This is a genomic window from Rathayibacter sp. VKM Ac-2835, assembly GCF_013266705.1.
GTDB lineage: Bacteria > Actinomycetota > Actinomycetes > Actinomycetales > Microbacteriaceae > Rathayibacter.
In genome coordinates this window covers 837,909-858,374 of record NZ_JABSNQ010000001.1, presented here as the reverse complement: position 1 = coordinate 858,374, position 20,466 = coordinate 837,909, and the positions used below count along the sequence as shown (strand labels likewise).

The following is a 20,466-nucleotide window of genomic DNA, read 5'->3' as shown; positions in this document are numbered from 1 at the left end:
GCCACGTGCTAGTGTGGACGAGTTGTTCGGGCCGGTGACGGCTCGGAAGGCACGGGTCCGTGGCGCAGTTGGTAGCGCGCTTCGTTCGCAATGAAGAGGTCAGGGGTTCGAATCCCCTCGGATCCACCACCACATGGAAGGCCCGCTCGGGAGAGCGGGCCTTCTTCGTTCTCCGGACCCGCGTGGTCTGATTCGGCCCGTTCTGTCGGTGGACCAGCCGCGGTGCGCGACTGCACCTCGCGCCAGATCGAGCCCTCGGCACCATACTGGTATTTACTGTGCTATGAGCCGTTCACTCGAACGGCTTCGAGATTCGGAGGGCGACGTCATGGAGAGAACAAGGTCGGGAACGGTCGCGCATCGTCGCCTCGCAAAGGGAGTCATCGCTGCTCTGGGGACACTGATCCTCGTCGTGGTACCGGTGGTTCCGGCGAACGCCGAGGCGACGGAGAGCGCCGCGCTCCTGGCTCCGGCGGACGACACCGCGGCCCTCATCGAGCGCGTGGCACCCGATCATGGGGGCGTCGAAGGTCTTCTCGAGCGCGACGACGGATGGACGGGATCCGATCGAGCAACGACCGTCCCGCGCGATTCCCACGACCCCCTCCTTCTCTCGACAAGCAGTGGCGGTGCTCTCAAGATCTCCCTCCCCAGCGATGTCGCCGTCGGAGCCGGGCAGGAAGCGGCCGATGGAACGGTCGTCTACTCCTCGCTATCGGGTGACGCGGATCTGGCGGTCCAGGTCTTGGAGAGTGGAGCGACGCGAGTGCAGTCCGTGATCAGAGGTGCGGGGAGTGCGCACGAGTTCAGCTACGCGGTCGGCGGTGATTTCGTCCCGGTTGAAGCCATGGACGGTACTTTCTGAGCAGTCGGCTTCGACGCTGAGGGACGTTATCAGGTGTACTCGATCGGTGCGGCATGGGCACAGGATGCGCGCGGTCAGGCCGTAGAGACGCACTACGAGATTCGCGGCAATGACTTGGTTCAAGTCGTCACACCGAGTCCGTCCACGGCTTACCCCGTCGTCGCCGACCCTACGTGGCAGTGGTACAGCGCGGCGTATGGAGCTGGATTCAGCAAGTCGGAGACTCGCGATCTCACCTCGTACGGCGCGATCACCGGCTTCTGCGCGGCGCTGCCAGGTCCGTTCGGCGTCGCTTGCGCCGTTCTGGGTGCCCAGTGGTTCCTTCAGGCGCAACTGGCTGCTGACGCGGATTCGTGCGTTTTCATCTCGGTCGTTCCGGCGCCCATCGCCCTGCGGTGGAGCTCGCCGGAGTGCCAGTGATCTCCACGTTAGAGACAACATGGTGACCGCCGCAGCAATGCTCATAGGACTCTTCGCCGGCCTGCTGGTAGGAAGAGGGCGCGCTCCGAGACGGCGGCCGGGCTTTCTCATGGCGGGCTGCGGCCTCCTTGCTGTGCTCATCGGAATACTCGCTCTCGAGGCCTTCGCCCTGGGGAACGCCCTGCTCGCGGGCGTCGCCGCGACCCTCGGCGCGACGGCCTATGCCGCCTCCGTCTGGAAGCGGCGCATCCCGGACCCGGAGATCTCCTGGGCAGGCTGGGCCTGGCGTGAGCTCATCCACCCGCGTTACGTCCGGGAGCAGTTCGAGCAGGTCGGCAGACGGTGATGCGTCTCTTCGCCCGTGCGGGTTCGCGCATTTCTGCTTCGACAGCGACTCCTGGCCTCGACTCGCAGAGGCAGCCCGGCCGAATGATCAGGAAGACGCTCCTCGTCCTGAGCGCCACGTTGCTCCTCGGCCTGACCGCATGCTCGAGTCCCACTGCTTCTGAGAGGCAGTCCGAACCGGCTCTCGACAGGCCTGCCTTCAGCGGCCCGTGGGCCTCGGAGTTCGCCGCCTCCTACGACCGGGCGACGGACGACTTCACCAGGTCCGTCATCGAGGACGGGACCGTCTCGGAGGAGGAGCGCGCGGAGATGATCGACCGCTTCGCCAGGTGCGTGGCGGATCTCGGCTACGGCATCGACGAGTACGCGCTCGACGGGTCTTTCCACTTGACGTTCGCTCCGGATACGGATGCCGATGCCGCCAACGAGGATGTGAAGGGCTGCTCCCGCAGTTCGGGCGAGACCGAGATCGGCGCCCTCTACAGCTGGACCCATCGCAACCCGGATCGGGCTGACGAGACCACGCTGATCGTGGAGTGCCTGATCCGCTTCGGGGTCGTGCCGCCCTCGTACTCGACATCCGACTACGCGAACGACGTCTCGAATGACGACTACCCCTTCGCCGAAGAGGACGCGGGCCGGGCGGCGCTGGAGGGCTGCCGCTTCGATCCGCTCGGAGGCGGCACCTGAGACGGATTCGTACGAGGCCTCCTCCTGTCGTCGTGTCGGAACGGCGGACGGGTGGACGACCGCTCAGCGGGCCGCCGCGTCCGGATCGCGCCAGTTCTCGACGGTCTGCAGGATCCAGAAGGCGGTGAAGAGGGCGAGGGCGACCGCTTCCACGATCAGCAGCCACTGCTCGCCGAGGAGCGCGGAGGCCCGGCCGCTCAGCAGCAGGACGATCGCGGCGGCGTCGACCGCGGCCAGGAGGACGGCGAGCGCGGAGTAGGCGAGCGAGTAGGCGCGGAGCGACCCCGGTCCGCGGACGCCCTGCGAGCGCACGGCGTGGGCGTGGATGCCAGCGACGGCGGCGATCAGCAGGAAGAAGAGTGCGGCGGCGGCGTAGTGGCCGAGGTCGGCGAAGGCCGGGGTGGTCGAGAACACGGCGAGGCCCGCGAGCAGCACAGCGGCACCGCCGGCCCGCAGCCAGGCGGCGCGGTCGAGCGCGCGGTCGACGGCGAGGAAGGCGAGCGAGGCGACCAGGGCCGCCGCGGCGACGACGAGGTAGGCGAGCATCCCGACGGCGATCGCGTCCGCGGTGCCGGGGGCGACGCAGCGGGCGACGCCCGCGGGGCAGCCGGTGCCCGTCAGCAGCGCCAGCTCGTCGGAGGGGATCGGTGCGGGCACCAGGGCGATGACGGGAGCGGTGAAGCCGGCGATCACGAGCAGAGTGCGGCGGAGGCTGCGCCCGGCGAGGACCACGAGGCCGACCGCGACGGCGAACAGCGAGCCGACGAAGATCGAGCGCACCGGCGTGTAGTAGGCGGCGCTGATGGAGCGCAGGGGGACGAGCGTGGCGAGCTGCCACGTCACTCCGACGCCGAGGAACAGCACGGCGGCGACGAGCGACACCCGGACGTAGCGGTAGGTCCGCAGCGACGAGACGGTGCCGTCGGCCCTCAGCGCGTCGGGGGAGTGCACGGGGCTACTCCGCGCGCAGGCCCGAGGAGGCGAGGGCGAAGTCGACGTCGATGCGGATCGCGACGCGGAGCGGGTTCTCGCGGGGCGTCCGGTAGCGCTGCGAGTAGAGCTCGACGGCGTGCGCGACGGCCTCGGGGTCCTCCTCGATCGAGGCCGGGCCGCCGAGGCTGAGCCAGCGGATGCCGTCGACCTGGCTGACGGTCGCGGTGCCGCCGCGGCGGACGTTCAGCACCTTCTGGCTCTCGCGCGAGGTGATGACGCGGACGACGCCGTCCTCGTAGGTGAAGCCGACGGCGACGACGTGCAGGCGTCCCTGCTGCCACGGGGTCGACAGGGTGGCCAGGTGCCGCTGGGTCACGAACTCGAGGCCGTCCGCGCTGAGGATGCTCATCCCGCGAGCGTAGCCGGGCCGGCTGACCCTCCCCGCGAGATGCCACTTGTGCACGCGACACGCCGTGGAAGGCGTGCACAAGTGGCATCTCGCGGGGGGCCGTCAGGCGCGGAGGAGGAGGGCCTCGCCCTGGCCGCCACCGCCGCAGAGGGCCGCGACGCCGAGGCCGCCCCCGCGGCGGCGGAGGGCGAGCGCGAGGTGCAGGGCGAGGCGGGCGCCCGAGGCGCCGACGGGGTGGCCGAGGGCGATGGCGCCGCCGTCGAGGTTGACCGACTCGGGCAGCACGCCGAGGTCGTCGGCGGACTGCAGGACGACCGAGGCGAAGGCCTCGTTGATCTCGATCAGGTCGAGGTCGGCGACGGTGCCGCCGCGGCGGGCGAGGGCGCGGAGGATCGCGGCGGACGGCTGGGAGTGCAGCGAGTTGTCGGGGCCGGCGACCTGGCCGTGCTCGGCGATCTCGGCGAGCCAGGGCAGGCCGCGGGACAGGGCCCAGCCCTTGCTCGCGACGACGAGGGCGGCCGCGCCGTCGGTGATCGGGGAGGAGCTGCCGGCGGTGATCGTTCCCTCGGGGCTGAAGGCGGGGCGGAGGCCCGCGAGGATCTCGACGGTGCTCTCGGGGCGGATGCCGTCGTCCTCGGAGACCAGGACGTCCGGGCCGCGGCGCTGCGGGACCACGACCGGCACGATCTCCTCGGCGAGGACTCCGGAGTCGCGGGCCGCGGCCGCGCGCTGGTGCGAGAGCGCGGCGTAGGCGTCCTGGCGCTCGCGGTGGATCCCGCGCTCGGCGTTGCCGTCGTCGGTGACGCGGCCCATCATCCGGTCGTCGAAGGGGTCGAGGAGGCCGTCGTGCAGGAGTGCGTCCTCGAGGGGACGCGCGCCGACGCCGAGGCCGGAGCGGGCGCCGAGCAGGAGGTGCGGGGTGTTCGTCATCGACTCCTGGCCGCCGGCGACGACGACCGACGCCTCGCCGGTGCGGATCAGGCGGGCGGCGTCGATCACGGCGGTGAGGCCGGAGAGGCAGAGCTTGTTGATCGTGGTGGCAGGGACGTCCCAGCCGAGGCCGGCGCGGATCGCGGTCTGGCGGGCGGGGCCCTGGCCGGCGCCGGCCTGGATGACCTGGCCGAGGATCACGGCGTCGATGTCGGAGGGGTGCGCGCCGGAGCGCTCGAGGGCCGCGCGGACGGCCGCGGCGCCGAGCTCCACCGCCGAGAGCGGGGCGAAGGCGCCCTGGAAGCGGGCGAAGGGGGTCCGGGCGCCGCCGAGGATGACGGGGGTGGTGTCGTCGGTGGTCATGGCGGGACTCCTTCGTCGGCGGGGATCTCGATACGCCCGTTGCGCGGGCTACTCGATCAGCATGGGGTGCGCGGGTCGCTCGATCAGCATGAGGTGCGCGGGCTACTCGATCAGCATGGGGTGCGCGGGTCGCTCGCCGCGGGTCAGGGGACGAGGAGGATCTTGCCGCGGGGGTGGCCGTCCTCGCTGAGGCGGTGGGCGTCGGCGGCGGCGTCGAGGCCGAAGCGCGGGCCGAGCTCGAGGGAGAAGCGGCCGTCGGCGGCGAGCTGGGCGGCGCGGGGGATGCCCTCTCGGCGCAGCGCCTTCTCCTCGTCGGTCAGCGGGACGGGGCTGCCGCCCATCCAGGCGCGGACGCCCAGCTCCGCCGCCCGCGCGCCGACGACGACGGTGCCGACGTGCTGCGGGTCGCTGACCAGCGCGAGGGAGGCGGCGAGCGCCTCGTCGGTGCCCGCGGCGTCGAGCACGCGGTCCACTCCGCCGGGCGCCGCCGCGCGCAGCCGCTCCTCGAGGCCGGGTCCGTAGGCGACGGGCTCGGCGCCGAGCTCGCGCAGCCGCTCGTGGTTGGCCGGACTCGCCGTCGCGATCACCCGCGCGCCGCGCTCCACCGCGAACTGCACCGCGGCCTGGCCGACCGCTCCCGCCCCCGCGTGCACGAGGAAGACCGAGCCCTCCGCGACGCCGAGCGAGACGACCGCCTGGTAGGCCGTGCTGATCGGGACGCCGAGCGCGGCGGCCTCCTCGAAGCCGAGGCCCTCGGGTAGCCGGTCGAGGCTCTCGGGGGCGACCACGACGGAGTCGGCGTAGGTGCCGCTCGCGCCGCTCACGATCACCCGGTCGCCGACGCTCCAGCCGGAGACGCCCGCGCCGACGGCGGTGACGACACCGGCGCCGTCCGAGCCGAGGCGGCGGGGGAAGGGCGGCCCGGGGCGGATGCCGGAGCGCATCTTCCACTCGATCGGGTTCACGCCGGCCGCGCGGATCGCGACGACGACGCCGCCCTCGGGGGCCTCGGGCTCCGGCGCCTCGACGACCTCGAGCACCTCGGGGCCGCCGTTCTCGGTGTACTGCACGAATCGCGTCATGTCGTTCTCCTTCATCGAGCCTTGTGGAGCAGCGGGGGCAGCGGGCCGGCTCAGCCCAGCAGCGTCTCGCGCACCTCGCGGCGCAGCACCTTGCCGATCAGCGAGGTCGGCAGCGCGTCGACCGTCACCACCCGCTTCGGCACCTTGTAGGCCGTCAGGTGCAGTCGGCAGAAGTCGCGCAGCGCCTCCGCCTCGACGACCGTCCCGGCGCGCAGCACGACCGCGGCGGCCACGCTCTCGCCGCCCTCCGCTCGAGGCAGGCCGACGACCGCGGCGCGCACCACGTCCGGGTGCGACTCGAGCACGCCCTCCACCTCGGACGGCGAGACGTTGAAGCCGCCCGTGATGATCAGCTCCTTCGCCCGGTCGACGATCGTGACGAAGCCGTCCGCGGAGACCGTGGCGATGTCGCCGGTGCGGAGCCAGCCGTCGGGCAGGAGCGTCGCCGCCGTGTCCTCGGGGCGCTTCCAGTAGCCCTGGAACACCTGCGGGCCCCGCAGCAGCAGCTCGCCCGACTCGCCGGGGCCGCGGTCGACGGAGGGGTCGTCGGGGTCGACCAGACGGATCCGCGTGCTCGGGAACGGGACCCCGACGGTGCCGGGACGGCGGCTCGGGCCCACCGGATTGCCCAGCGCGACGGGTGAGCTCTCGGTCATCCCGTAGCCCTCGACCAGGAGTCCGCGGCTCGCGCGCTCCCAGCGGTCGACGGTCGCGACGGGCAGGCTCATCGCTCCTGAGATCGCGAAGCGGATGCCGCGCAGGTCGAGCTCGTGCCGCTCGGAGGCGCGGGCCAGCGCGTCGTAGACCGGCGGCACGGCGGGCAGGAAGGTGGGCGGCGACTTCTTCGCGGCGGCCTTCACCAGGCCCACGTCGAAGGTCGGGAAGAGCACGACCTTCGCGCCGATGCTGATCGCGAAGGTGAGGCAGAGCGTCAGCCCGTAGGCGTGGAACAGGGGGAGGACCGCGTAGAAGGTCTCGTCGCCCTCGCGGAGCCCGGGTACCCAGGCCTGGCCCTGCAGCGCGTTGGCGCGGAGGTTGGCGTGCGAGAGGATCGCGCCCTTCGGCGTGCCCGTGGTGCCGCTCGTGTACTGGAGCAGGGCCGTGTCGGTGAGCGCCGGTCGCGGGTGCGAGCGGGCGATCCTGCGGCCGCCGAGGAGGCGGTCGAAGGGGATCAGCGAGCGGGTGCGCGGAGCCGTGGTCAGCTTGGCGCGCGCCTCGCGGATCTTCGGCAGTGGCAGCCGCAGGGCGAGGCGCTTGCCGAGCGGGAACGACGCGGTGAGGTCGACCGAGACGACCCGCTCGACGCGGAGGTCGGCGGGCAGGGCGGCGATGACGTCGGCCGTCTTGTTCCAGACCACCGCGACGCGGGCGCCGTGGTCCTCGAACTGCCGGCGGAGCTCGCGGGGCGTGTAGAGCGGATTGTGCTCGACGACGATCGCGCCCAGGCGCAGCACCGCGTAGAACGCGATCACGTGCTCGGGGCAGTTCGGCAGCACGAGGGCGACGCGGTCGCCGGCCTGCACGCCGAGGCGGCGCAGGCCCTCGGCGGCTCGAGCGACCTTCTCGCCCAGCTCGGCGTAGCTCGTCTCGGCGCCGAAGAACTCGAGCGCGATACCGCGCTTGTAGCGGGCCACCGAGTCCTCGAGCAGATCGACGAGGGTCTGCGTGGGCGGGTCGATCTCGGCCGGGACGCCCTCCGCGTAGGAGGTCAGCCAGGGCTTCATCGCCAGGTTCGGGGTTCCGGGGGTCACGCTGCGAGTATCCGGCACCTGCCTCCGGGGATGCTCTGAGCGCTCTCAGGGGGTGCCGCTCGACGAGTGCGACGACGAGACTGGCGGGATGACTGCAGCCATCGACCTCCTCCGCGACGCCTTCGACCGAGTGCACGGGACGGTGCACGCCGTCCTCGAGGACAGCACCCCCGAGCGGCTCGGGTTCCGCGCCGACGCGCAGGCCAACTCCGCCGCCTGGCTCGTCTGGCACCTGACCCGGGTGCAGGACGACCACCTCGCCCCGCTCGCCGACCGTGAGCAGATCTGGATCTCCGGCGGCTTCCACGAGCGCTCCGGGCTGCCGTTCCCGGCCGAGACCAACGGCTACGGGATGGAGCCGGCCGAGGTGGCGGCGCTCGCCGCGGTGCCGGCCGAGCTGCTCGCCGAGTACTACGACGCGGTGCACGAGCAGACGCTCGCCTACCTCGACACGCTCGAGGACGCCGATCTCGCCCGGGTGGTCGACGAGGACTGGGACCCGCCGGTGACGCTCGCGGTCCGGCTCGTCTCGGTGATCGACGACGACACCCAGCACGCGGGGCAGGCCGCGTTCTCAGCCGGCCTCGCGGAGCGCGCCGGGCTCTGAGCCGGCCGGGCCGCCCCTACGGTGGGACGGTGCGGTGGGTGAGGGACATCAGGGCGGAGTCGATCCCGGCGAGCGCGTTCCTCGTCGCCGCGACGCTGCTGACCCTGGTCGGCTCCTGGATCCCCTCCTACTGGAACGACGAGGCCGCCACCCTGCGCCTCGCCCGGCTGCCGCTGCCCGAGCTGCTCGCCTTCGCGCAGCAGAAGGACGCCGTGCACGTCGTGTACGCGCTGCTGATGCACGGCTGGATCGCGATCGCGGGGGAGTCGGAGCTCGCGGTGCGGGCGCCGTCCGCCCTCGCGGCGGGGGCGGGTGCCGCGGGCGTGCTGGTGCTCCTGCGCGCGCTGGGACGGCCGCGGGCCGCGCTGCCCGCCGCGATCGTGTTCGTTCTGCTGCCCAGGACGTCGTTCAACGGGACGGAGGCGCGCTCCTCCGCTCTCGCCACCGCCCTGGTCGTGTGGGCGGCGGTGCTCGTGGTGCGCGCCGCGCGGGACGGCGGGGCACTGCGCTGGGTCGCGTTCGTCGCGGTCGCGGGGCTCGCGAACGCCGTCTTCCTCTACTGCGTCCTCGTGCTGCCCGCCCTCGTCCTGCTCGCCGCGAGTGCCGCCCCGCGGCGCTCCCGGGGCTCCGGTGCCGGCGTGCTCGGCGCGGTGCTGTCGGTCGGCGTCGCGAGTCCGGTGATCCTCACGGCGGCGGGCCAGAGCGGGCAGATCGGCTGGCTCCGCTCGCAGCCGGTCAACGCCTACACGGTGGTCGTCGAGTCGTTCTTCGGCGCGGCGTGGTGGCTGGCGGCGCTCGCCGTGGGGCTGCTGGTCGTCGCGGCGGTGCGCGCGCGGGCGATCCGGCCTCGAGCGACCGAAGCGCGGGCGGACTCGCCGCTCGTCCTCGTGCTGGCCGTCTGGCTGCTCCTGCCGGCCGCGGTGCTGCTCCTGGGCACCGCGCTGATCGAGCCGATGTTCACCCCGCGCTACCTCAGTCTCAGCTCGCCAGCACTGGCGATGGCGCTCGGGCTGGCGCTCGCCTCGTGGCGCCCGGTGACGGCGGGGGTCCTCGTCGGTGCCCTCGCCGTCGCGGCGCTGCCGGCCCTCGTCCTGATGCGCACGGAGACCGGGAAGCCGGCCGGTCAGGATCTCCGCGCCCTCGCGCAGACGGTTCGCGACGGCGCTCTCCCGGGAGACGCGTTCCTGCTCGGCGACAGCGGGACCGTGTCGCTGCGGCCGCGGATCGCCCTCGCGGCCTACCCGAAGGCGTTCGCCGGACTCGACGACGTCGCCCTCGAGCGCTCGTACGCCGAGACGGGCACCTACTCCGACGTCCTGCTCGAGGACGACGCGCTGCGCACCGCCCTCGCCGGCGAGCAGCGGGTCTGGACCGCCGCCCCCGCCGCCGACCCGGGAGCCTTCGACTGGCTCGCGGCGGAGGGCTTCGAGGCCGCCCGGAGCTCGACCGTGCCGACCGCGACGATCACGCTGTGGGAGCGGCGCTGACACGTCCGCGCCGCACCGAGCCGTTACCCTGGTCCCCGGCACCGTCGCTGAGCGGCGGGGCTCGCGGTGCGAAGACCGCGCCACCGGAAGGACCTGCTCACGTGACGCTGCCCACCACCCCCGCCACCTCCGGCGAGACCGGCCTCAAGCGGAAGGGGCGCGACGTCGCCCCCGAGATCGCCCGCTCCTGGCTCCTCGTCAACGCGACCCGCACCGACACCTTCGACGCCGCGCACGCCTCGCGCGCCGACCAGGTCGTCCTCGACATCGAGGACGCGGTCGACCCGAAGGCCAAGCCCGAGGCCCGTGCCGACGTCGCCGCCTGGCTCAGCGGCGAGAAGCGCGCCTGGGTCCGCATCAACGACCACTCCACCCCGTTCTGGTCGGACGACGTCGACGCGCTGAAGGGCCTGCCCGGCCTGGCCGGCGTCATGCTCGCCAAGACCGAGGCCGGCGAGCACGTCACCGAGACCTTCGACCGCCTCGGCGGCGCGACTCCGGTGCTCGCCCTGGTCGAGTCGGCCCTCGGCATCGAGGAGGCGGTCTCGATCGCCCGCGCCCGCGGCACCTTCCGCCTCGCCTTCGGCAGCGGCGACTACCGCCGCGACACCGGCACCAGCGCCGACGACCTGGCGATGGCCTACCCGCGCTCGCGCCTCGTCGTCGCCTCGCGCATCGGCGACCTGCCCGGCCCGATCGACGGCCCGACCGTCTCGAACAGCCACCCCGTGCTGCGCGAGCAGTCGGCGCTCACCGTGTCGCTGGGCCTCACCGGCAAGCTCTGCCTCGACACCGAGCAGCTCGCGGTCATCAACGAGGTCATCAGCCCGACCCCGTCCGACGTGGCGTGGGCGCGCGACTTCCTCGACGACTTCGAGGCCCGCGGCCGGGTCATCCGCGACGGCAGCGACCTGCCGCGCCTGGGCCGGGCGAAGAAGATCGACAAGCTCGCGACCGCGTTCGGCGTCAACCCGCTCTGACCGCTCCGGCCCGCGGCACGGCACACTGGGGATCGACGAGGAGGCCGGCATGGGTGCAGTCAGCACGTTCCTGTGGTTCGACGACCAGGCGAAGGAGGCGGCGGAGTTCTACACCGAGCTCGTGCCGAACTCGCGGATCCTGAGCACCGAGGTGCTGCCCGAGGGCTCGCCCGCGCCGGGCACCGTCACCGTCGTGACCTTCGAGCTCGACGGGCAGCTCTTCCGGGCGATGAACGCCGGCCCGCGCTTCCCGTTCACGGAGGCGGTCTCGATCGAGGTCTCGGTCGAGGACCAGGCCGAGGTCGACCGGCTCTGGGACGCGCTGATCGCCGACGGCGGCGAGGAGAGCCGCTGCGGCTGGCTCCGCGACCGCTGGGGACTGTCCTGGCAGATCGTGCCGACCGCGCTCGCGACCGTGCTCGGCGGTGCGGACGCGGAGGGAGCTGCCCGGGCGCTCCAGGCGATGCTCACGATGACGAAGCTCGACATCGCCGCGCTCGAGGCCGCCTATGCCGGCGAGTGAGCGGGGGCGCCTGCGGCGCTCCTCCGCCTCGCTGCGCGCGGCCTACCTGCGCGACTACCGCTACGCCTACGGGTCGCGCTTCACCCATCTGCGCGAGGGCTGGGACGTCTCGCGCTACGCCTCGGGCGACGGCGCACCTGTCCTGCTGATCCCCGGGATCTACGAGACCTGGCAGTTCCTGCGGCCGATCGCCGACCGGCTGCACGCGGCCGGGCACCCGATCCACGTGCTGCCCGCGCTCGGCTACAACACCCGGCCGATCGTCGCCTCCGCCGCGCTCGGCCAGGAGTACCTGCGCGAGCACGACCTGCGCGGGGTCGTCGTCGTCGCGCACAGCAAGGGCGGCCTGATCGGCAAGCACATGATGGTCGTCGACGACCGCGACGAGGGCCGGATCGACCGGATGATCGCCGTCTCGACGCCGTTCAACGGCTCCCCGCTCGCCCGCATCGCGCCGGCCCGCGCGCTGCGCGAGTTCGGCCCGCACCGCGCCGTGATCCGGACGCTGCTGGCCGAGCGCGACGCCGACCGTCGCATCGTCTCGATCTACGGGATGCGCGACCAGTACATCCCGGGCGGCAGCCGGCTCGCCGGGGCGCACGAGAACATCGCTGTCTCGGTGGTGGGGCACTTCGTGCTGCTGTCGCACCCGCGGGTGCTGGCGCTCATCGCGGCGCGGGTGGATCCGGAGGACGCTCCGGAGACGGACGACGGCACTCCGGAGACGACCGTCGTCGCTCCGGAGTGACGGGCGGCCGGGTCAGGACCAGGGCGTGAGCAGAACGAGCGGGATCTGCCGGTCGGTCTTGGTCTGGTACTCCGCGTAGTCGGGCCAGGCCGCGACCGCGCGCTCCCACCAGGCGGCGCGCTCGTCGCCCTCGAGGACGCTCGCGGTGTAGTCCTTCTTCACAGGACCGTCCTGCAGCTCGACGTGCGGCTCCTTGACCATGTTCAGGTACCAGACCGGGTGCTCGGGCGCGCCGCCCTTCGAGGCGACGACGACGTAGGAGCCGTCGTGCTCGACGCGCATCAGTGCGGTCTTGCGCAGCTTGCCGCTGCGGGCGCCGACCGTGGTCAGGACGATGATCGGCTTGCCGCGGAGGAGGTTGCCCTCCGCGCCGCCGGTGGCCTCGTAGAGCTCCGCCTGCTCGCGGGCCCAGGCGGACGTGCTCGGTTCGTATTCTCCGGTGAGGGGCATGCCTCGATCGTATTGCGCGCAGAACATCAGCTGGGGAGGTCCTTCCTCGGCGATGAGCGATGAGCCCGGCTCTCGGCTGATGTTCTGCAGGGCCGCCGCGTCGTGCGCGCTCGAGGCGTGCACGAGGATGGAGCGGTGCAGCCAGCAGACCAGCTCGACCGAGCCCGCATCGCGCTCCTCGGCGACGACCTCTCCCGTGCCCGCTATCGCGTCGACGCCGTCCGCGAGCTCTGGGGCGAGGCCGCGGGCGAGGCGCTGCACCGCGGCGACCGCGTCCCCGCCCGGCGCGCCCTCGAGCGGGGCGGCGACGGCGGGCCCCTGGCCGCGCTCGCCCGGCTCTTTCTCCTCGCGGATCCCGTCTCGACCGAGCAGGCTGAGGCGGCGTTCCCGTCGCTCGGTCTCGACGGCGCCCTCGAGCTGGGGCTCGTGCGCTCCGAGGCGGGCGCGGTCGTCACCGCCGCGCTCGACCTGCGGCCCTACGACCTCGTCGACCTGCACGGCGCCGCCTCCTGGTGGATCGCCTCCGACCTCGGTGAGCTCGCACTCGGTCGGCCGCTCGACGATGACCACGTGCTCGGCGTCGGCGGCGCGAGCCTCACCCTGGCCGGGCTGATGATCCAGCGGCGGGTCGGCAGCGTGCTCGATCTCGGCACCGGCTGCGGGATCCAGGCGCTGCACGCCTCCCGGCACGCCGACCGCGTCGTCGCGACCGACATCTCGCACCGCGCGCTGGCGATCGCCGCCTTCAACGCGGCGCTCAACGGGATCGACTCGATCGAGTTCCGGCACGGCAGCCTCTACGAGCCGGTCGCGGGGGAGCGGTTCGACCAGATCGTCACCAATCCGCCGTTCGTGATCACCCCGCGCAGCGCGGGCGTCCCCTCCTACGAGTACCGCGACGGCGGCCTCGAGGGCGATGAGATCGTCCGCCGGGTGATCGTCGGCGCCGCCGAGCACCTGGTGCCGGGCGGCGTCGCGCAGCTGCTCGGCAACTGGGAGTACCGGGCCGACGCCGACGCGTTCGACCGGGTCCGCGCCTGGCTGGCCGACGGCCGCAGCCCGCTGGAGCAGGCCCTCGAGCCCGGGCACGCCGGGCTCGCCGCGTGGATGGACGGGACCGCCTCGCCGCTCGACGTCTGGATCGTGGAGCGCGAGCAGCAGGACCCGGCGATCTACGCCGAGACCTGGATCCGCGACGGCGGGACCACCCGCGGCGCCGAGTCCGACGCGCTCGTCGACGCCTGGCTCGAGGACTTCGAGCGGCGCGGCGTGACCGGGGTCGGCTTCGGCTACGTGACCCTGCGGCTCCCCGCCTCGCCCCGGCCGCCGATCCGGCGCCTCGAGCGGCTGGACGGCGCGGTCGCGACGGCCGGGCTGGGCGGGCACCTGGCGCACTGCCTCGAGGCGCTCGACGCACTGTCGGTGCTCGACGACGCCGACCTCGCGCGGCAGGCGCTCGTCGTCGCCGGCGACGTGACGGAGGAGCGGCACTACTGGCCGGGCAACGACGACCCGACCGTGCTCCGGCTGCGCCAGGGCGGCGGCTTCGCCCGGGTGGAGGAGGCGGACACGGCTCTCGCCGCGGTCGTCGGGGCCTGCGACGGCGAGCTGTCGATCGCGGCGATCACGGCCGCGGTGGCCTCGCTCCTGCACGTCGAGGAGGCCGCCGTACTGGACTCCGTGCTGCCGCGCGTGCGCGAGCTCGTCGCGACCGGGATGCTGCGGCTGCCCTGAGCGCGGGGTGCGCCCCCTCGGGTCAGAACAGGGTCGCGGGGGCGTCCTCGGTGTCGACGGCGGGGGTCACGGCGGGGGCGGCTCCCGGCCAGCCCGGACCGGCGTCGACGGCCGTGCGGCGCTGGTAGGCCGTCGCGGCGGCGCGGGCGCGCACGTCGGCGGCCTCGTTCATCCGGTGATTGGCGTGCCCCTTGACCCACTCGAAGGTGACGGCTCGGCCCTGCAGCTCCTCGTCGAGCGCCTTGATGATCTCGACGTTCATCACCGGCTTGCCGTCGGCCTTCCGCCAGCCCTTCCGCTTCCAGCCCGGCAGCCACTCGGTGCAGGCCTTGATCGCGTACTGGCTGTCGCAGAGGATGTGCACGGGCTCGCTCTCCTGCGCCGTGGCGCGGAGCAGCTCGAGCACCGCGGTGAGCTCGCCGATGTTGTTGGTGCCGTGCGACCAGCCGCCGGCCGCCCAGCGCTCGTCGTCGACGTACCAGGCCCAGCCTGCGGGGCCGGGGTTGCCCAGCGCTGATCCGTCTGCGGCGGCGATGATGCTCACGTGCGGTCCTCCTCGAATCGGTGCGCCCTCGCGAGCGCCCTTCGAGGGTAGTCGCCCGCACCGACGCCGGTCGTCGGGCGCAACCGGGTACCCGGTGTCGGGGGCCGCTGGCAGGGTGGAGGGATGATCAGCATCCCCACCCTCACCCTCAACGACGGCACGAGCATCCCGCAGCTCGGGTTCGGCGTCTTCCAGGTCGACCCCGCCGAGACGGAGCGCATCGTCTCCGAGGCGCTCGAGGCCGGCTACCGGCACATCGACACCGCGGCGATCTACGGCAACGAGGAGGGCGTCGGGCGGGCACTCGCCTCCTCCGGGATCGCGCGCGACGAGCTGTACGTGACGACGAAGCTGTGGAACGACGACCAGGGCCGCGACACCGCCGCCGGTGCGCTCGACGCCAGCCTCGAGAAGCTCGGTCTCGACGCCGTCGACCTCTACCTCATCCACTGGCCCAAGCCCCAGCAGGACCGCTACGTCGAGAGCTGGGAGGCGATGCAGGAGCTGCAGGCCGCCGGCCGCACCCGCTCGATCGGCGTCTCGAACTTCCTCGTGCCGCACCTGGAGCGGCTGCTCGGCGCGACCGAGGTCGTCCCCGCCGTCAACCAGATCGAGCTGCACCCGTACCACCAGCAGCCGACGGTCACCGCGTTCGGCGCGCAGCACGGCATCGCGACGGAGGCGTGGGGCCCGCTCGGGCAGAACAAGTACCCGCTGCTCGAGCTGCCGGTGATCACCGGCGCGGCGGAGGCACACGGAGTGACGCCCGCGCAGGTCGTGCTCCGCTGGCACCTCGACCGCGGCCACATCGTCTTCCCGAAGTCGTCGACGAAGGCGCGCATCGTGGAGAACATCGACGTCTTCGGCTTCGAGCTCACCTCCGACGAGCGCGACGCGATCACCGCGCTGGAGCGGGCCGGCCGCGTCGGCGGCGACCCGAACGAGGTCTGACGCGCGGTCTCGACACGCCGCGTCCCCTGCTGATCGAGCAGCCCGCGAAGCGGGCGCATCGAGATCCACGTCGTCCGGAGTGGTGGGTCTCGATACGTCGCTGTCGCGGCTACTCGACCAGCATGTTCTGCGCCCCCTGCCACGCGCGGCTCAGCATGTCCCCCGCCTGCTGCGACGCCCGGCAAAGCAGGAGCGGCATCCCGCTAGGAGGCGCGGCGGGCCATCGTCACGCGGGTCGCGTAGGGCATCGCGACGCGGTCGCCGGGGAGCGCGTCGACGACCTCGGCGACGGCGGCGAGCACCGCGGCGCGCTCCTCCTCGGGCATCGCGATCACGTAGCTGCGGGAGGCGAACATGTCGAGCAGCGCCGGCCGGTCGAGTTCGTACTCCCAGTCGAACTCGGCGTAGGCGACGCGCTCCAGCGCCGAGCCCAGCGGCGGCTGCACCGTCTCGAAGCGCTCGGCGGTGGAGGAGCCGGCGACCTCGCCGAGGCGCCGCACCCACGGCACCGACTCGTCGCGGATGTTCCAGACCAGCGCGAGCACGCCGCCCGGGACCAGCACCCGCGCGACATCCGCACTCGCGCGCTCGGGGTCGACCCAGTGCCAGGACTGCGCCGCGGTGACCAGCTCGACGGAGGCGTCGGGCAGCGGGATCTCCTCGGCCGTTCCCGCGAGTGCCCGCACGGTCGGCAGCTGCGCTACCAGTCGCTCGAGCATCGCCGCGTCCGGCTCCACGGCCGCCACATCGAGACCGCGGGCCACCAGCGATGAGGTGAACTTGCCCGTGCCGGCCCCGAGGTCCGCGACGCGCACTCGGTCGGAGGCGTCCGCGCCGGCCGCCCGTGCGCGCTCGGGCACGAAGGCGCCGGCCACCCGGGCGGGCGCATGCCCGACGAGCCAGTCCACCGCGTCGTCGGGGTAGCCCGGTCGGCCGCGATCGTAGGCGTCGACAGCGGAGCCGAAGGAGCGGCCGAGCTCGGCGGGAGAGGCGGAGGGTGTCGCGTCGGAGGGCGTCATGCACCCGACGGTACGCCCCGGCGACTCGCCCCGGCGCTACGCGTCCGGCGCCGTCGCCCCCAGGGTCCGCGCGAGGACGTCCACCGCGTAGCCGTAGCCCGCGATGCCGGCGCCGACGATCACGGCGACCGCGATGTCCGACAGGTAGGAGTGCCGGCGGAACTCCTCGCGCCGGTGCACATTGCTCACGTGCACCTCCACCAGCGGCAGCTCGGTCGCGAGCACGGCGTCGCGGATCGCGATCGAGGTGTGGGTGTAGGCGCCGACGTTGAGCAGCAGACCGGCGGCCGTGCCGCGCGCCTCGTGCAGGCGGTCGATGATCGCGCCCTCCGAGTTGCTCTGGAAGAACTCGATGTCGACGCCGAGCCGCTCCGCCGCGCGGGTGGCGAGCGCCTCCGCGTCGGCGAGCGTGTCGGAGCCGTAGACCGCGGGCTCGCGGGTGCCGAGGAGGTTCAGGTTCGGGCCGTTCACGACGAGGATCTTCACGCTCCGACCCTAGCGACCCGGGAGTGCCGACCGGTCAGGCGAGCGTCGCCGCGATGCCGACCGGCAGCGCCGGCAGCTCGGCGCGCAGCCGGATCAGCTCGCGCGCGTGCTCGTCCAGCCGGCGGTCCTCGTCGCTCCGCGGCTGCAGCGCCGGCACCGCCTCGGCCGCTCCGTCGTCGCCGCGCACGACGAACACGCTCATGCACTGCGTGGTCAGCTCGAGGGCGCCCGTCCGCGGGTCGCCGGAGCGCACGTGGATCGCGAGGTGCATCGAGCGCGGTCCGGTGTGGATCAGCCGCGCCTCCACCTCGACGAGGTGCCCGATCCGCACCGGCCGGTAGAAGTGGATGCCGCCGGAGTAGACGGCGACCGCGTCGCGCCCGCTCCAGCCCTGCGCGACGGCGTTCGCGGCCTCGTCGATCCAGCGCATCACGATGCCGCCGTGCGCGTTGCCGCCCCAGTTGACGTCGCCGGGCGCGGCGAGGAAGCGGAAGACGATCCGCGGGCCGGTCCCCGCCTCCGTGTACTCCTGCGCGCGCATCACCTCGTGCAGCGCGCGCCGGCCGTCGATGCGGGCCGCGGCGCCCTCGGCCAGGGCGAGGTCCTCGATCGTGCGCGGGGTCCACTCCGGCACCGGGCGCGGCCGCTTCTGCTCGTCGACCGCGACGAAGATGAGGAGGCAGTGCGTCGCGTCCTCGTAGCGCCCGGTGCGCGGGTCGGCCTGAGCGACGCGCACCAGCACGTGCATGCTCGTGCGGCCGGTGTGGATGACCTGCGCGGTCGCCTCGATCAGGTTGCCGACGGCGATCGGCCGGGTGAAGTGCACGTTGCCGACGTAGGCGGTGACGCAGTAGCCGCCGCTCCAGCCGACGGCGCAGGCGTAGCCGGCCTTGTCGATCCACTCGAGCACGCGGCCGGCCTGGGCGCTGCGGCCGTCGGCGGTGGCGTCCTGCGGAGCGGCGAGGAAGCGGAGGGTGATGCGGTCGTCCATGGTGCCCGTCTGGTCGTGCGGTAGGTGAGGATCTCGATACGCCCCTTCGGGGCTACTCGATCAGCATGAGGGTGCGGCGGTCTCTGTTGGTCGAGTCGCCGCGTCAGCGGTCCTCACATGCTGGTCGAGCAGCCGCGGCAGCGGCGTATCGAGACCCACCCGCCCGGAGGGGGAGTGGACCCGCGGAGGGGGATGCGAAGAAGGGGATGATCCCCTCCGCGGGCCACAGGGGGCGCCGGCGCGGGGCCGGCGGGATCGGGGGTCAGGCCGCGTGCGCGGCCGGCAGCTCCTCGGCGAGCAGCCGGAGCCGCAGCGCCCGCAGCTCGGCGGTCAGCTCGGGCGGCAGCCGGTCGCCGAAGCGGGCGAAGAACGCCTCCGTCAGCGCGCACTCGTCGAGCCACGCCTCCACCGGGACCGAGAACAGCTCCTCCTTCACCGCGGCGGAGAGGTTCAGCCCGTGCGTGTCGATCGACAGCGGCAGGTCGCCGATCGCGCTGGGTCGCGCCTGCGCCGACCCCTCCAGCCGCCGGACCAGCCACTGCAGCACCCGGGCGTTGTCGCCGAAGCCGGGCCAGAGGAAGGAGCCGTCGGCGCCCTTGCGGAACCAGTTCACCTGGAAGATCGCGGGCGCCTTCTCGCCGAGATCCGCGCCGACCGCGAGCCAGTGCGCGAAGTAGTCGGCCATGTTGTAGCCGCAGAAGGGCAGCATCGCGAACGGGTCGCGGCGCAGCTCGCCGACCGTCCCCTCCGCCGCGGCCGTCTTCTCGGAGGCGATGGTCGCGCCGAGGAAGACTCCGTGCTGCCACGAGGTGGCCTGGGTGACCAGCGGCACGTTGCTCGCCCGGCGCCCGCCGAAGACGATCGCGTCCAGCGGCACGCCCTCGAAGGCGTCCCACTCCCGCGAGAGCGTCGGGCACTGCTCAGCCGGCGCGGTGAAGCGCGCGTTCGGGTGCGCGGCCGGGGTCCCGGAGGCGGGTGTCCACGGCTCGCCGCGCCAGTCGGTCAGCCGCTCGGGCACCTCGTCGGTGAGTCCCTCCCACCAGACGTCACCGTCGTCGCGGAGCGCGACGTTGGTGAAGATCGTGTTGCCCCAGAGGGTGTGCACGGCGTTCGGGTTGCTGCTCTGCCCGGTGCCGGGGGCGACGCCGAAGAAGCCGGTCTCGGGGTTCATCGCCCAGAGGCGGCCGTCCTCGCCCTTCTTCATCCAGGTGATGTCGTCGCCGAGCGTCTCGACGCGCCAGCCGGGGATGGTCGGCTGCAGCATCGCGAGATTCGTCTTGCCGCAGGCGCTCGGGAAGGCGGCGGCCACGTGGTAGCTGCGGCCCTCGGGCGAGACGATCCGGATCAGGAGCATGTGCTCGGCGAGCCAGCCCTCCTCCCGCCCCATCGTCGACGCGATCCGCAGGGCGAAGCACTTCTTCGCCAGCAGAGCGTTGCCGCCGTAGCCGGAGCCGAACGACCAGATCTCGCGCGTCTCGGGGAACTGGGTGATGTACTTCGTCGGGTTGCACGGCCAGGCGACGTCCTCCCGGGTCGCGCCGTCGGCGTCGCGGAGCGGGAAGCCGACCGAGTGCACGCCGCGGACGAAGGCGGTCTCCTCGGTGAAGGCGGCGAGCGGCTCGGCGCCGACGCGGGCCATGATCCGCATGTTGAGCACCGCGTAGGCGGAGTCGGTCAGCTGCACGCCGAGCTGCGAGAGCGGACCGCCGACCGGGCCCATCGAGAACGGGACGACGTACAGCGTGCGCCCGCGCATCGAGCCGGCGAAGTGCGGCGCGAGCTCGGCCTTCATCGCGGAGGCCTCGCGCCAGTTGTTGGTCGGGCCGGCGTCGGCCTCGTCGGTGGTGCAGATGAAGGTGCGGTCCTCGACGCGGGCGACGTCGTCGGGGTCGGTGCGGGCCAGGAACGAGCCGGGCCGCCACTCCGGGTTGAGCGCGATCAGCTTCCCCTCGTCCACCATCCGGGCGGTGAGGCGGTACCACTCGGCGGGGGAGCCGTCGCACCACTCGATCGCGTCGGGCTGGAGGATCGCGGCCGTCTCGCGCACCCAGCGGCGCAGCGCGAGGGGAGCGGGCGGGACGACCGGTGCGTCGACCGGGGTCGGGGCGGTCATCGTGGTCGTCTCGAGGAGGAGGGTGTTGCTGTAGATGCTCATGCT

22 protein-coding genes and 1 tRNA gene are annotated in these 20,466 nt (G+C 73.1%); 12 read left to right on the top strand and 11 right to left on the bottom strand.

Going from position 1 to position 20,466, the window contains the following annotated elements; all coding sequences use genetic code 11:
- Positions 1-53: 53 nt before the first annotated feature.
- The 5 genes from HRK28_RS03925 (at position 54) to HRK28_RS03905 (ending at position 2,320) form a co-directional block, all read left to right on the top strand.
- Positions 54-129: transfer RNA gene (locus HRK28_RS03925), tRNA-Ala, on the top strand.
- A 154-nt stretch (positions 130-283) separates the two neighbouring features.
- Positions 284-865, top strand: coding sequence for a hypothetical protein (locus HRK28_RS03920; RefSeq protein WP_173250473.1), 582 nt, complete (start codon positions 284-286; stop codon positions 863-865).
- 33 nt (positions 866-898) lie between these two features.
- On the top strand, positions 899-1,285 hold the full coding sequence (locus HRK28_RS03915) for a hypothetical protein (protein ID WP_173250472.1): 387 nt from the start codon (positions 899-901) through the stop codon (positions 1,283-1,285).
- Between the two features lie 19 nt (positions 1,286-1,304).
- Positions 1,305-1,631 carry a hypothetical protein gene (locus tag HRK28_RS03910; protein ID WP_160087959.1) on the top strand — a complete coding sequence of 109 codons (327 nt, stop codon included), beginning with the start codon at positions 1,305-1,307 and terminating at the stop codon, positions 1,629-1,631.
- Between the two features lie 308 nt (positions 1,632-1,939).
- Positions 1,940-2,320, top strand: a complete 381-nt coding sequence (locus HRK28_RS03905) for a hypothetical protein (protein ID WP_173250471.1) — start codon at positions 1,940-1,942, stop codon at positions 2,318-2,320.
- Positions 2,321-2,383: 63 nt separating this feature from the next.
- Here HRK28_RS03905 and HRK28_RS03900 read toward each other — a convergent pair whose 3' ends face one another.
- The 5 genes from HRK28_RS03900 to HRK28_RS03880 form a co-directional block, all read right to left on the bottom strand.
- Positions 2,384-3,271, bottom strand: coding sequence for a hypothetical protein (locus HRK28_RS03900; RefSeq protein WP_173250470.1), 888 nt, complete (start codon positions 3,269-3,271; stop codon positions 2,384-2,386).
- Between the two features lie 4 nt (positions 3,272-3,275).
- Positions 3,276-3,662: a pyridoxamine 5'-phosphate oxidase family protein gene (locus tag HRK28_RS03895; RefSeq protein ID WP_123445245.1), complete on the bottom strand. Its 387-nt coding sequence runs from the start codon at positions 3,660-3,662 to the stop codon at positions 3,276-3,278.
- A gap of 102 nt (positions 3,663-3,764) precedes the next feature.
- A complete protein-coding gene (locus HRK28_RS03890) occupies positions 3,765-4,955 on the bottom strand; it encodes an acetyl-CoA C-acyltransferase (protein WP_173250469.1) in 1,191 nt (396 codons plus the stop codon).
- Positions 4,956-5,098: 143 nt separating this feature from the next.
- The gene (locus tag HRK28_RS03885) at positions 5,099-6,037 is read right to left on the bottom strand and encodes an NADP-dependent oxidoreductase (protein WP_173250468.1); all 939 of its coding nucleotides are present in this window, start codon (positions 6,035-6,037) and stop codon (positions 5,099-5,101) included.
- Positions 6,038-6,087: 50 nt separating this feature from the next.
- Positions 6,088-7,761, bottom strand: coding sequence for a long-chain-fatty-acid--CoA ligase (locus HRK28_RS03880; protein ID WP_173250981.1), 1,674 nt, complete (start codon positions 7,759-7,761; stop codon positions 6,088-6,090).
- Positions 7,762-7,876: 115 nt separating this feature from the next.
- Between HRK28_RS03880 and HRK28_RS03875 the strand changes: the two genes are divergently transcribed.
- From HRK28_RS03875 to HRK28_RS03855, 5 genes are all read left to right on the top strand, one after another.
- Positions 7,877-8,395, top strand: coding sequence for a DUF664 domain-containing protein (locus HRK28_RS03875; RefSeq protein WP_173250467.1), 519 nt, complete (start codon positions 7,877-7,879; stop codon positions 8,393-8,395).
- A gap of 38 nt (positions 8,396-8,433) precedes the next feature.
- Complete coding sequence (locus tag HRK28_RS03870) at positions 8,434-9,882, top strand: glycosyltransferase family 39 protein (RefSeq protein WP_173250466.1); 1,449 nt, start codon at positions 8,434-8,436, stop codon at positions 9,880-9,882.
- A 101-nt stretch (positions 9,883-9,983) separates the two neighbouring features.
- Complete coding sequence (locus HRK28_RS03865) at positions 9,984-10,862, top strand: CoA ester lyase (RefSeq protein ID WP_208543743.1); 879 nt, start codon at positions 9,984-9,986, stop codon at positions 10,860-10,862.
- Positions 10,863-10,911: 49 nt separating this feature from the next.
- Positions 10,912-11,385 carry a VOC family protein gene (locus HRK28_RS03860; protein WP_160087973.1) on the top strand — a complete coding sequence of 158 codons (474 nt, stop codon included), beginning with the start codon at positions 10,912-10,914 and terminating at the stop codon, positions 11,383-11,385.
- The gene (locus HRK28_RS03855) at positions 11,372-12,133 is read left to right on the top strand and encodes a triacylglycerol lipase (RefSeq protein ID WP_173250465.1); all 762 of its coding nucleotides are present in this window, start codon (positions 11,372-11,374) and stop codon (positions 12,131-12,133) included. Before HRK28_RS03860 ends, HRK28_RS03855 begins: the two co-directional genes overlap by 14 nt.
- 12 nt (positions 12,134-12,145) lie before the next feature.
- Here HRK28_RS03855 and HRK28_RS03850 read toward each other — a convergent pair whose 3' ends face one another.
- Positions 12,146-12,583, bottom strand: a complete 438-nt coding sequence (locus HRK28_RS03850; RefSeq protein ID WP_123445252.1) for a nitroreductase family deazaflavin-dependent oxidoreductase — start codon at positions 12,581-12,583, stop codon at positions 12,146-12,148.
- A gap of 135 nt (positions 12,584-12,718) precedes the next feature.
- Here HRK28_RS03850 and HRK28_RS03845 point away from each other — a divergent pair, with 135 nt between their 5' ends.
- On the top strand, positions 12,719-14,317 hold the full coding sequence (locus HRK28_RS03845) for a methyltransferase (protein ID WP_173250464.1): 1,599 nt from the start codon (positions 12,719-12,721) through the stop codon (positions 14,315-14,317).
- Between the two features lie 22 nt (positions 14,318-14,339).
- Here the strand turns inward: HRK28_RS03845 and HRK28_RS03840 are convergent, their stop codons facing one another.
- A complete protein-coding gene (locus tag HRK28_RS03840) occupies positions 14,340-14,861 on the bottom strand; it encodes a ribonuclease H (protein ID WP_123445254.1) in 522 nt (173 codons plus the stop codon).
- Between the two features lie 123 nt (positions 14,862-14,984).
- Between HRK28_RS03840 and HRK28_RS03835 the strand changes: the two genes are divergently transcribed.
- On the top strand, positions 14,985-15,812 hold the full coding sequence (locus HRK28_RS03835; RefSeq protein WP_173250463.1) for an aldo/keto reductase: 828 nt from the start codon (positions 14,985-14,987) through the stop codon (positions 15,810-15,812).
- A gap of 203 nt (positions 15,813-16,015) precedes the next feature.
- On the opposite strand, the gene HRK28_RS03830 is transcribed toward HRK28_RS03835, so the two are convergent.
- The 4 genes from HRK28_RS03830 to HRK28_RS03815 all read right to left on the bottom strand — a co-directional run bounded on the left by HRK28_RS03830 (position 16,016) and on the right by HRK28_RS03815 (position 20,421).
- Positions 16,016-16,831, bottom strand: coding sequence for a class I SAM-dependent methyltransferase (locus HRK28_RS03830; protein WP_173250462.1), 816 nt, complete (start codon positions 16,829-16,831; stop codon positions 16,016-16,018).
- A gap of 36 nt (positions 16,832-16,867) precedes the next feature.
- Positions 16,868-17,317, bottom strand: coding sequence for a type II 3-dehydroquinate dehydratase (aroQ, locus tag HRK28_RS03825; protein WP_173250461.1), 450 nt, complete (start codon positions 17,315-17,317; stop codon positions 16,868-16,870).
- 34 nt (positions 17,318-17,351) lie between these two features.
- Positions 17,352-18,308, bottom strand: coding sequence for an acyl-CoA thioesterase (locus tag HRK28_RS03820; RefSeq protein ID WP_173250460.1), 957 nt, complete (start codon positions 18,306-18,308; stop codon positions 17,352-17,354).
- 262 nt (positions 18,309-18,570) lie between these two features.
- Complete coding sequence (locus HRK28_RS03815) at positions 18,571-20,421, bottom strand: phosphoenolpyruvate carboxykinase (GTP) (RefSeq protein WP_173250980.1); 1,851 nt, start codon at positions 20,419-20,421, stop codon at positions 18,571-18,573.
- Between the last annotated feature and the right edge of the window lie 45 nt (positions 20,422-20,466).

Bases quoted from the DNA above. Each gene is read 5' to 3' on its own strand.
- HRK28_RS03920 (WP_173250473.1), top strand. From the start codon at position 284: ATGAGCCGTTCACTCGAACGGCTTCGAGATTCGGAGGGCGACGTCATG.
- HRK28_RS03910 (WP_160087959.1), top strand. From the start codon at position 1,305: ATGGTGACCGCCGCAGCAATGCTCATAGGACTCTTCGCCGGCCTGCTG.
- HRK28_RS03905 (WP_173250471.1), top strand. From the start codon at position 1,940: ATGATCGACCGCTTCGCCAGGTGCGTGGCGGATCTCGGCTACGGCATC.
- HRK28_RS03895 (WP_123445245.1), bottom strand. From the start codon at position 3,662: ATGAGCATCCTCAGCGCGGACGGCCTCGAGTTCGTGACCCAGCGGCAC.
- HRK28_RS03890 (WP_173250469.1), bottom strand. From the start codon at position 4,955: ATGACCACCGACGACACCACCCCCGTCATCCTCGGCGGCGCCCGGACC.
- HRK28_RS03885 (WP_173250468.1), bottom strand. From the start codon at position 6,037: ATGACGCGATTCGTGCAGTACACCGAGAACGGCGGCCCCGAGGTGCTC.
- HRK28_RS03880 (WP_173250981.1), bottom strand. From the start codon at position 7,761: ATGAAGCCCTGGCTGACCTCCTACGCGGAGGGCGTCCCGGCCGAGATC.
- HRK28_RS03875 (WP_173250467.1), top strand. From the start codon at position 7,877: ATGACTGCAGCCATCGACCTCCTCCGCGACGCCTTCGACCGAGTGCAC.
- HRK28_RS03860 (WP_160087973.1), top strand. From the start codon at position 10,912: ATGGGTGCAGTCAGCACGTTCCTGTGGTTCGACGACCAGGCGAAGGAG.
- HRK28_RS03855 (WP_173250465.1), top strand. From the start codon at position 11,372: ATGCCGGCGAGTGAGCGGGGGCGCCTGCGGCGCTCCTCCGCCTCGCTG.
- HRK28_RS03850 (WP_123445252.1), bottom strand. From the start codon at position 12,583: ATGCCCCTCACCGGAGAATACGAACCGAGCACGTCCGCCTGGGCCCGC.
- HRK28_RS03835 (WP_173250463.1), top strand. From the start codon at position 14,985: ATGATCAGCATCCCCACCCTCACCCTCAACGACGGCACGAGCATCCCG.
- HRK28_RS03830 (WP_173250462.1), bottom strand. From the start codon at position 16,831: ATGACGCCCTCCGACGCGACACCCTCCGCCTCTCCCGCCGAGCTCGGC.
- HRK28_RS03820 (WP_173250460.1), bottom strand. From the start codon at position 18,308: ATGGACGACCGCATCACCCTCCGCTTCCTCGCCGCTCCGCAGGACGCC.
- HRK28_RS03815 (WP_173250980.1), bottom strand. From the start codon at position 20,421: ATGACCGCCCCGACCCCGGTCGACGCACCGGTCGTCCCGCCCGCTCCC.